Below are 8,784 nucleotides of genomic sequence, written 5' to 3' on the forward strand. Positions count from 1 at the left end.
CCCGCCGACCCACGCGCCTCCGCGCCTCCGCGCCCCGCACCCATGGGCACGTCCCCGGCATCCGCGTGCCCAGGCGCGGACCCGCCGACGCGCTCCGCGCGCCCGCGCACGCGTCCCCGGCATGTGCACTGCGCTCGAACCGGCATGCTTGACGAGTGCAGGAGACCGGGCCCATCGACCTCGATGCGGTGCTGCACGCCTCCGCGCCTGCGGCGGGCGTGCGCAAGCGCGCGGTGGGGCTGCGGCAGCTGACCGCGTCGGTGCCGATCCGCACCGCCGCGAGCGGCACGCAGATCGCCATCCCGATCCTCACCCTGCAGGTCACCGGCGACCTCGCACTGGGCGCCCTCCTCGCCGCGCTCGCGCTCGTGCCCGCGATCGTCGCCGCGCCGCTCGTCGGCGCCATCCTCGACCACGCCCACCGGCCGCGCGCGTGGCTCATGAGCGCGGCCGCCGGATGCGCCGCCGCCTACGGGATCACCGCCGCGCTCGGCCCGGTGCCCGTGTGGCTCGTCGCGATCGCGCTCGTCATCAGCGGGCTGCTGACGCCGTTCGGCTTCGGCGGGCTCTCGAGCTTCGTCGCGCCCCCGGGGGCGGATGCGCGGCGCGCGTACGCGCTCGACGCGCTCAGCTACAACGTCGGCGGGGTCGCGGGGCCGGCCATCGTCGCCGCGCTCGTGCCGACGCTCGGCGCGCGCGCGGCGCTCGTCGCGATGGCGGTGATCGCGCTCGCCTCCCTCGTCGCCTTCCCGCTCATGCCGATGCAGCCGCGCGAGACCGAGCGGAAGGGGCTGTGGCGCTCGATGGCCGCGGGCATCGTCGCCCTCACGACCCGCCGCTCGCTCGCGGTCGTCACGACCTCCGGCACGCTCGTGGAGTTCGGTCGCGGCATCATGCCGATCGCCGCGATCCCGATCGCCATCGCGGCGACCGGCGACCCCGCGGTCAGCGCCGTGATCGTCGCGGCCTTCGCGATCGGCGCCCTCGTCGGCGCCGCGCTCGAGCCCGCTCGCGGCCACTGGTTCTCGCCGCCCGCGACGATGGCGATCGGCTTCGCCGCGACGAGCCTCGCGACCATGGCGGCGGCGCTGCACTTCGGGCTCGGCTGGACGATCGCGCTCATCGCCGTCTCCGGCCTGTGCACCGCCGCTCCGACCGCCGCGATGCTGATGCTGCGGCGCACGCAGAGCCCCGACGCCGTCGTCGCCCAGGTCTTCACCGTCGGCTCCGCGCTGCGCACCGCCGCCGCTGCGGCCGGCACCGCCGTCGCGGGGCTGCTCGCCGGAGTCGACCCGATGCTCCTGCTCGCGGGCTCCGGCGCCGTCTGGCTGCTCGGCGCGGCGGTCATGGCGCTCTACCCGCGCGGGCGCTGATCCGGTCCAGCGGACGACGGCGTGCGCGCGGCGCCCAGCTCCATGCCCGCTGCTGCAGAGTCAGCGCAGCGCCGGTTCCGGCAGTCCGCCTCGGGCGACCAGCGCGGGACGCCCGCCGCCTCGTGGAAGCGGGCGAACGCATCCGCCCCCACCCCGTGGCGCTCGAACGCCGCCGCCATCGCCGCCCAGCACTCGAGCTCGGGCAGGGCGCGGCGCACGCGCCAGTCGTGCCAGAGCGCGAGGAGGAGCATGGGCGAGACCGTCGAGGTCATGCGGTGGCGCTCGAAGGCGAGCAGCGCCTCGGTCCACGCCTCGGCGGCAGCGCGCGGCCAGCCGGCCCACGCGCTCGACTCGGCGACGATTGCCGCTTCGCTGTCGTGCAAACGAGACCTCCCCGTGGGCGCAGGATGCGCCTCACGGGGAGGGTAGGTGCGGGCACTGACGCCGGGTCGGCACGAGCGCCGTCGGCCCAGCGGGCGACGGCGCAGACGGTCAGGACGCGTCGATCTCGGGGTTGCGGCGCGCGATGTAGCGGCGCAGGGCGAAGACGCCGACCACGACGACGGCGACGAACGCGACCGTGATGCCGACCGTCAGCCACACAGCGGGCTCGAGGAGCTCAAGCATGGATCACCGCCCGGCTCCACGAGTCGTCGGCGAGGACGAGCTCGACGGTCTCCCCGTCAGCGGACGGGCAGGCGAGGGTGATGGAGGCGAGACCGGAGCCCTGGATGAGACGGGCGATCTCGAGGTTCGAGCGGGAGTTCCGACCGATGAGGCTCGGCGAGCCTGCGACGGGAGCGTTGAGGTGGACGAGGATCTCGTCGATGTCCGCTTCCGTGTAGACGGCGTTCTTGACTGGGTCTGACTGGATGCTTCGAGCCTAGCCCATTGGGGTACAGCTCGGGGCGCGGAGATCTCCGCTGCCCCGACCGGGGTCAGCCCGTCGCGTGGCTCTCGCCGTGCGGGGCGCCGACGGGCTTCGACTCGGGCGAGCCGCGCTGCCGCAGGTAGATGGACAGCACGACCATGCTGCCGACCGCGAGGAACTCGGACTGCCAGTTCTGGAGCGTGCGGTTCCAGAAGTCGGCCGAGACGACGTACTCCGCCCAGCCGACGAGCTGCTCGCCGTGCTGCGCCTGCTCGTCGTTGTAGACGACGAGGCCGGCGAGCGACTGCGCGAGCCACGACAGCAGGAAGATCGCGCCCATCGTGAGCAGCAGCGAGTTCGAGAAGAGCGTGTGGCGCCAGCCGCGCACCTTCGCCCACGCGGGCGAGGCGGGCTTCGCGTGCTCGTGCACGAGCTGCTCCTCGTCGGAGCCGAGGCCCTCCTCGCCGGGCTTCTTCGACTCGGGGCTCCCCTGCTGCACGAGCCAGATCGTGACGAGGATGTAGAGGAAGAACTGCAGGTACTCCGACTGCCAGTTCTCGGCGACGTCGACGACGAAGTGCGACGACGTGATGAACTCGCCGAAGCTCACCGTCGCCTCGCCGTGGGAGGCCTGCTCGTCGTTGAAGACGAAGAAGCCGGCGATCGACTGGCCGATGAGCGCGAGCAGGAAGAGCGTGCCGAACGCGAGCGTGAGGGCGTGCTTGCGCATCCGACTCACCGCCCCAGCAGCGGCAGGGCGATCATGAGCAGGAGGCCGAGGCCGATGACCGCGAGGGTCGTGATGAAGACCGCGCGGGTGCCGGCGGTGCCCGTCGATTCGCTCTCGTCGTCGCTCATGGCGCGAGCATGCCTCTGAAGCCTGACGGTTCTCTGCACGCGGCGACGGGCCGATGCGCTACGGCTCGACGCGGCTCGCGAGCGCGATCGCGTCGTGCGGGGCGTGCCCGTGGATGTCGTTGTCGAAGTAGGCGTAGACGTCGCAGGGACGGCCCTCGGGCGTGGCGGCGCCGCTCGTCCACCCGTGGATGCGCTGGGCCCAGTCGTCGAGCTCGTCGGGGGTGTAGCCGCTCGCGTAGAGCTCGCGCGATCCGTGCAGCCGCACGTACGCGAAGTCGGCCGTCACCTCGCCGAACGGGGGCCAGCGACCGGCCGTGTCGGCGACCGCGAGCGCGACGCCGTGCTCGCGCAGCAGCTCGATCGCGGCGCGATCCTCGAACGAGCGCGACCGGGGCTCGAGCACGTGCCGGAGCGGCGCATCCGCCACCTCGCCGAGCCACGCCCGCCCCGCCATGCGCTCGTCGTGCCGGCGCGCGAGCTCGAGCGCCTCGCCCGTCGAGCGCGGCAGGCCCGCGAGGAAGGCGCCGAGCACCGCGGGATCGAAGGCCTGCCGCTCGGGCAGCTGCCACAGCACCGGCCCGAGCTTCGGCCCGAGCGCGAGCACGCCCGACGCGAAGAAGTTCGCCATCGCCGTCCCGACGCCCCTGAGCCGCAGCATGTGGGTGATGAAGCGCGGGCCCTTCACGGCGAACACGAAGTCGTCGGGCACGGCGTCGCGCCAGCGCTCGAAGCTCGCGGGCCGCTGCAGCGAGTAGAACGAGCCGTTGAGCTCGACCGTCGACATGCGCTCGCCGACGTACTCGAGCTCGCGCCGCTGCACGAGCCCGGCCGGGTAGAAGTCGCCGCGCCAGCTCGCGTAGCGCCAGCCCGAGATGCCGACGCGCGCGCGGCCGGCGGCCGGGCGGGAGGGCGAGTCTCGCGTGGGGCTCATGCCCGCCACTGTGGCACCCGCGAGTTCGATCGGGCTGAGCGAGGGTTCGAGCTCCTCTGGCGGCTGCCTACGCCCTCGGGCCGATCGGGCTTCCCATTCACCCCGGACCTGCCCGCGGGCCGCGTGCCAGGCACCGGAAGCCGCGCGTTCGATGGGGCTGAGCGCGCGCTCGCGCGGCATGCGCGGCTGCACGCCCGCTCAGCGTCATCGGGCGCAGGCCGCGAGCGGCGCAGAGCGCCGGGGGGGGTCAGCCGCGAGGCCGCCGCGTGAGCTCGAGCCGCACGAGCGGCAGCAGGTGCCGCGGCCACACGACGATCGCCATCGCGTCGCCGAGGTCGACGCCGAGGCCGAGCACGTGCTCGTCGTCGATCGTCAGGGCGGGCCGCTCGACGCCGTCGACCACGACGGATGCCTCGCGCGCGTCGCGCGCGTCGGGCGCGGCCGCGAAAATGCCCGGCTCGTGCGGCGTGGGGTCGCGCTCGGCGCGGAAGCTGCTCGAGAGCACGTGCCGCATGTGGAGCGCGAGCCGCTGCGGCAGCGAGCCCGCCCCCGCGCCGGGCGCGGGCAGAGCCGTCTGCACCGCCTCCGGCACGCTCGCGAAGGGCGCCCAGCTCAGGCGCTCGACGGCGTCGGGCTGCAGCAGCGCGGGCGGCTGCGCGAGCATCTCCTCGAGCTCGCGATCGAGCTCGGTCGCGTCGCCGGGGTGGTCGAGCTGCTCGGGGTTCCACAGCACCGCGTAGCTGAGCGCCGCGGTCCCGAGCTCGACGGGCCGGCTCCCCCAGACGGTGGAGGTGGTGCTCACGCCCGACTCGCGGACCGACGGCTGCGGCACGAGCGCGACGAGCGGCACGGGGAACGAGCGCGCGACATCGTCGATCGTCGGGGGGTCGGGAACCGGGCCCGCGTCGTCACGGAACTCCACGCATCCACTGTGGTCCTCCGCCCCGCGCCGCGCGAGGGGCGACCCGCGGGACGGAGGCGCGGCGGCGAGCGTTGACGAACCGGCGGCTCTGTGGTTCATTAGTCGAGTAATGAACCAGCGGGCCCCCGCCCGGCGCTCGACGGATGTGCGCACATCCGACCCCCACACCCCACACACCCCACACACCAGGAGGCCGCGTGCTCGACGACAGCAAGCCGCTCTTCGTCGCGGTGGCCGAGCAGATCGAGGACGGGATCCTCGACGGCAGCTACCCGGAGGACGGCCCGGTGCCCTCGACCAACGAGCTCGCCGGCTTCCTCCGCATCAACCCAGCGACCGCCGGCAAGGGGCTCGGACTCCTCGTCGACGCGGGCGTGCTCATCAAGAGGAGAGGGATCGGCATGTTCGTCGCCCCCGGCGCCCGCGAGGCGCTCCGCGAGCGCCGCAGGCTCGCGTTCCAGGACCAGTTCATCGCACCGCTGCTGCGCGAGGCGACCGCCCTCGGCATCCGCCCGGAGGAGCTCGCGCGCATGATCGAGAAGGAGGCAGCGCGATGACCGCGATCGCCACGACAGACCTCGCGAAGCACTACGCCGAGGTGCGCGCCCTCGACGGCGTGACGCTCTCGCTCGAGGAGCACCGCATCCACGGCCTGCTCGGCCGCAACGGGGCGGGCAAGACGACCCTCATGAAGCTGCTCACCGGTCAGGTGTTCGCGACGAGCGGCGAGATGCGCGTGCTCGGCGCCGACCCCGTCGAGAACGTCGAGGTGCTCTCGCGGACCGCGTTCATCCAGGAGAGCCAGAAGTACCCGGACACGTTCCGCCCCGTCGACGTGCTGCGCATCGCGGCCGGCGCCTACCCGCACTGGGACCAGGCGCTCGCGGACCGGCTCGTCGAGCGGTTCGCCCTCCCCGAGAAGCGGCGCATCAAGAAGCTCTCGCGCGGGCAGCTCTCGGCGATCGGGATCGTCGTGGGGCTCGCGTCGCGCGCGCCGCTCACGTTCTTCGACGAGCCCTACCTCGGCCTCGACGCCGTCGCGCGCCGCATGTTCTACGACGAGCTGCTCGCCGACTTCAGCGAGCACCCGCGCACGATCGTGCTCTCGACGCACCACATCGACGAGGTCGCGAACCTCCTCGAGCACGTGGTGATCCTCGACCGCGGGCGCGTGCTGCTCGACGCCGACACCGACGAGCTGCAGGGCGCCGCGCTCACCGTCTCGGGCCGCACCGCCGACGTCGACGCGTTCCTCGCCGGCCGCGACCCGCTCGAGCGCACGACGCTCGGCAGCCTCGCGACCGCGACGATCGCCGCAGCCGACGGCGACGAGCAGGCCGCGCGCGACGCGGGCCTCGACATCGCCCCCGTCTCCCTCCAGGCGCTCTTCGTCCACCTGACGACCGCCGACGCATCCGCCACCGACCCCGCGACCGCCGTCGCGCACGCCTGAGAGGAGTGACCGTGCGCATCCGCAACGTCATCCAGCTCCACACCGTCAACCGGCTCGCCGCCATCGGCTGGCCGCTCATCATCATGTCGATGTCGCTCGCGCTCGTGATCGTCATCGGTGCGATCGCCGTGAGCGTCGGCGGCGCCGACGCCAGCCGCGGCATGAATGTCGGCATGCAGTGGAACGGCGCGATCTTCGCCCTGCTCGGCCCGCTCATCGGCTTCGGCTTCACGGCGATGGGGCAGTACTTCCCGCTCGCGCTCGGCCTCGGCCTCACCCGCCGCGAGTTCGCGATCGGCACCGCGCTCGTGTTCCTCGGCAACGCGCTCTTCTACGCGACGATCGTCACGGTCGGCAAGGTGGTCGAGGTCGCGACCGGCGGCTTCGGCCTCGGCGTGCGGTTCTTCGACACCCACTACACGGGCGTCGGCCCGTGGTGGCAGACGCTCGTGCAGACCTCGCTCGTCATCCTCACGGTGTGCTTCGTCGGCGCCGCCATCACGACCGCGTTCCACCGCTGGGGCCAGTCGTTCCTCTGGGTCTTCTGGATCGCCCTCGGACTGCTCGTCCTCGCGTTCGTCGCCGGCATGCTGCTGTCGGCCGGATTCCAGGCGTTCGTCGGCTCGCTCGGCAGCGTCGAGTGGGCGACGTGGATGGGCGTGGTCGCCGTGATCGGCGCCGCCGGCGCCGCCGCGTGGCTCGCGCTCGTGCGCCGCGCGCAGGTGCGGTAGCGCAGCCGGGCACGCACGATGGCCCGCCCGCGAGCCGTCATCGGCTCGGGGCGGGCCCTCATCGTGTCAGCCGAGCGGGTCTGCCTGGTCGGGAAGACCGCCCTGCGGCTGCTCGCCCGCGTCGAGGTGCCTCGTCGTGCCGGGCACATCGGCGACGCCCTTCGGCTCGATGCCCTCCCCCTGCGGCGGCACGGCGTGCGCCTCCTCCGGGATGGCCACCATCGAGCCCGTCTGGGGCGCGTCAGTCATCGGGAGCTCCCTCCAGCTGTCGCGGGCGGCACCGGCCGGCGCCGCTGGATCCGCGCCCTCCAGTCTTGTCCCCCAACCTGTGACGCGGCGGCGAAACTCCCTCAGCGAACCCTTGGGTCGGCGGCGAGCGGGCTGGCCGCTACTGCGACTCGACCTCCTCGTCCTCCTCGCCTGCCTCGTCGAGCGCTCGGCCCGCACCGCCGAGCTCGGGCTCGGCCGCGCCCGCGACCGGAGCGCCGGAGCCGGCCAGCGGGTCGTCGGCGCCGCCGCCGATGGGGCGGTCGGCGCCGTAGGGCGAGCGGCCGTCGAGCGCATCGTCGAGCGCGTCCTGCGACTCGGCCGCCACCTGCTGGGCGCCGCCGTCGTGCTCGGCGCCGGTCGTGCCGCCGGGCTGCACCGCCTCGTCGCCGCTCTGCGTCGCGTCGGTCATCGGGTCTCCCTCCTGCCGCGGGCGGCACCGGCCGGCGCCGCTGGATCCGCACGGCGAGTCTCGTCCTCGCACCTGGATCGCCACTGAGCGGATCGCGCGCGCCCCGCTCAGCCGCTGATCGCGGCGAGGCGGTCGAGGGCCTCGCGCCGCTCCGCGGCGTGGTCGAGGATGCGCTCGGGGTAGCCGTGCTCGAGTCCGTCCGGGACCTTCCACGGCTCGTGCACCGCGGCGCCGGGCACGTGCCGGAGCTCGGGCACCCAGCGGCGCACGTAGTCGCCGGCCGGGTCGTAGCGCTGCCCCTGCAGCACCGGGTTGAAGACGCGGAAGTAGGGCGCGGCGTCGGTGCCCGTGCCCGCCGTCCACTGCCAGCCGTGGCTGTTCGAGGCGAGATCGCCGTCGGCGAGGTGCTCCATGAAGTGGCGCGCGCCGTGCGGCCACCACACGTGGAGGTCCTTCGTCAGGAAGCTCGCCGTCACCATGCGCACCCGGTTGTGCATCCAGCCCTCGGCGAGCAGCTGCCGCATGCCCGCGTCGACGAACGGGAAGCCAGTGCGACCCTCGCGCCACGCGTCGAACAGGGCGCCCGGCTCGTCGTGCACGAGGCCGCGCAGCTGGTCGCCGTAGTCGCGCCACGCGGAGCTCGGGTGGTGCAGCAGCACGTCGGCGTAGAACTCGCGCCACGCGAGCTCGGCCTGGAACCGCTTGAGCGACCGCTGGGCGGCCCGGCCGCGCCGCGGGGCGACCCGGTCGAGGTCGGCGAGCAGCGTGCGCGGGTGCACCGCGCCGAGCTTGAGCGCGATCGAGAGCCGCGACGTCCCGTCGAGGTCGGGGCGATCGCGCGCCTCGTCGTAGTCGTCGATCGGCCCGTCGAGGAACGCCGCCCACCGCTCGAGCGCACCCTCCTCGCTCGCCCACGCGAGCTCGGCCGTCGTCTCGGGCGGCGCCGGCAGCGGCTCGTCCTCGACC

Annotated in this window: 14 protein-coding genes; 5 read left to right on the forward strand and 9 right to left on the reverse strand. The window is 73.9% G+C overall.

Annotation, left to right across the window (positions count from 1 at the left end):
• The first annotated feature begins 155 nt into the window (after positions 1-155).
• Positions 156-1,373 carry an MFS transporter gene (locus NWP09_RS09525; RefSeq protein WP_258275277.1) on the forward strand — a complete coding sequence of 406 codons (1,218 nt, stop codon included), beginning with the start codon at positions 156-158 and terminating at the stop codon, positions 1,371-1,373.
• Here NWP09_RS09525 and NWP09_RS09530 read toward each other — a convergent pair.
• Entirely contained in the window at positions 1,355-1,756 is a 402-nt protein-coding gene (locus tag NWP09_RS09530; protein ID WP_258275278.1) for a hypothetical protein, read from the reverse strand. The two genes, NWP09_RS09525 and NWP09_RS09530, sit on opposite strands and share 19 nt — an antisense overlap.
• Before the next feature lie 109 nt (positions 1,757-1,865).
• On the reverse strand, positions 1,866-2,000 hold the full coding sequence (locus NWP09_RS09535) for a hypothetical protein (protein ID WP_258275279.1): 135 nt from the start codon (positions 1,998-2,000) through the stop codon (positions 1,866-1,868).
• On the opposite strand from NWP09_RS09535, the gene NWP09_RS09540 reads away from it, so the two are divergent.
• Positions 1,999-2,241, forward strand: a complete 243-nt coding sequence (locus tag NWP09_RS09540; protein WP_258275280.1) for a hypothetical protein — start codon at positions 1,999-2,001, stop codon at positions 2,239-2,241. The genes NWP09_RS09535 and NWP09_RS09540 overlap by 2 nt on opposite strands.
• A gap of 70 nt (positions 2,242-2,311) precedes the next feature.
• On the opposite strand, the gene NWP09_RS09545 is transcribed toward NWP09_RS09540, so the two are convergent.
• From NWP09_RS09545 to NWP09_RS09560, 4 genes are all read right to left on the reverse strand, one after another.
• Positions 2,312-2,974: a DUF6766 family protein gene (locus NWP09_RS09545; RefSeq protein ID WP_258275281.1), complete on the reverse strand. Its 663-nt coding sequence runs from the start codon at positions 2,972-2,974 to the stop codon at positions 2,312-2,314.
• Positions 2,975-2,979: 5 nt separating this feature from the next.
• Positions 2,980-3,102 carry a hypothetical protein gene (locus NWP09_RS09550; RefSeq protein WP_258275282.1) on the reverse strand — a complete coding sequence of 41 codons (123 nt, stop codon included), beginning with the start codon at positions 3,100-3,102 and terminating at the stop codon, positions 2,980-2,982.
• 58 nt (positions 3,103-3,160) lie between these two features.
• Positions 3,161-4,033 carry a DUF72 domain-containing protein gene (locus tag NWP09_RS09555; protein WP_258275283.1) on the reverse strand — a complete coding sequence of 291 codons (873 nt, stop codon included), beginning with the start codon at positions 4,031-4,033 and terminating at the stop codon, positions 3,161-3,163.
• Positions 4,034-4,280: 247 nt separating this feature from the next.
• Positions 4,281-4,955, reverse strand: a complete 675-nt coding sequence (locus tag NWP09_RS09560; RefSeq protein ID WP_258275284.1) for a hypothetical protein — start codon at positions 4,953-4,955, stop codon at positions 4,281-4,283.
• 197 nt (positions 4,956-5,152) lie between these two features.
• On the opposite strand from NWP09_RS09560, the gene NWP09_RS09565 reads away from it, so the two are divergent.
• Genes NWP09_RS09565 through NWP09_RS09575 form a run of 3 tightly spaced genes read left to right on the forward strand, consistent with a single transcriptional unit; the run spans position 5,153 to position 7,139 of the window.
• Complete coding sequence (locus tag NWP09_RS09565; RefSeq protein WP_258275285.1) at positions 5,153-5,512, forward strand: GntR family transcriptional regulator; 360 nt, start codon at positions 5,153-5,155, stop codon at positions 5,510-5,512.
• The gene (locus tag NWP09_RS09570) at positions 5,509-6,408 is read left to right on the forward strand and encodes an ABC transporter ATP-binding protein (protein WP_258275286.1); all 900 of its coding nucleotides are present in this window, start codon (positions 5,509-5,511) and stop codon (positions 6,406-6,408) included. The genes NWP09_RS09565 and NWP09_RS09570 overlap by 4 nt, the downstream gene beginning before the upstream one ends.
• Before the next feature lie 11 nt (positions 6,409-6,419).
• Complete coding sequence (locus NWP09_RS09575) at positions 6,420-7,139, forward strand: hypothetical protein (RefSeq protein ID WP_258275287.1); 720 nt, start codon at positions 6,420-6,422, stop codon at positions 7,137-7,139.
• A gap of 66 nt (positions 7,140-7,205) precedes the next feature.
• On the opposite strand, the gene NWP09_RS09580 is transcribed toward NWP09_RS09575, so the two are convergent.
• The 3 genes from NWP09_RS09580 to NWP09_RS09590 all read right to left on the reverse strand — a co-directional run.
• Positions 7,206-7,388 (reverse strand): hypothetical protein, encoded by a 183-nt coding sequence (locus NWP09_RS09580; RefSeq protein ID WP_258275288.1) that lies wholly within the window; start codon positions 7,386-7,388, stop codon positions 7,206-7,208.
• Between the two features lie 139 nt (positions 7,389-7,527).
• The gene (locus NWP09_RS09585; RefSeq protein WP_258275289.1) at positions 7,528-7,818 is read right to left on the reverse strand and encodes a hypothetical protein; all 291 of its coding nucleotides are present in this window, start codon (positions 7,816-7,818) and stop codon (positions 7,528-7,530) included.
• A 107-nt stretch (positions 7,819-7,925) separates the two neighbouring features.
• Positions 7,926-8,784: deoxyribodipyrimidine photo-lyase (locus NWP09_RS09590; protein WP_258275290.1), on the reverse strand; the 859-nt coding region annotated here is incomplete at its 5' end.

This window comes from Agrococcus sp. HG114 (assembly GCF_024723325.1).
GTDB lineage: Bacteria > Actinomycetota > Actinomycetes > Actinomycetales > Microbacteriaceae > Agrococcus.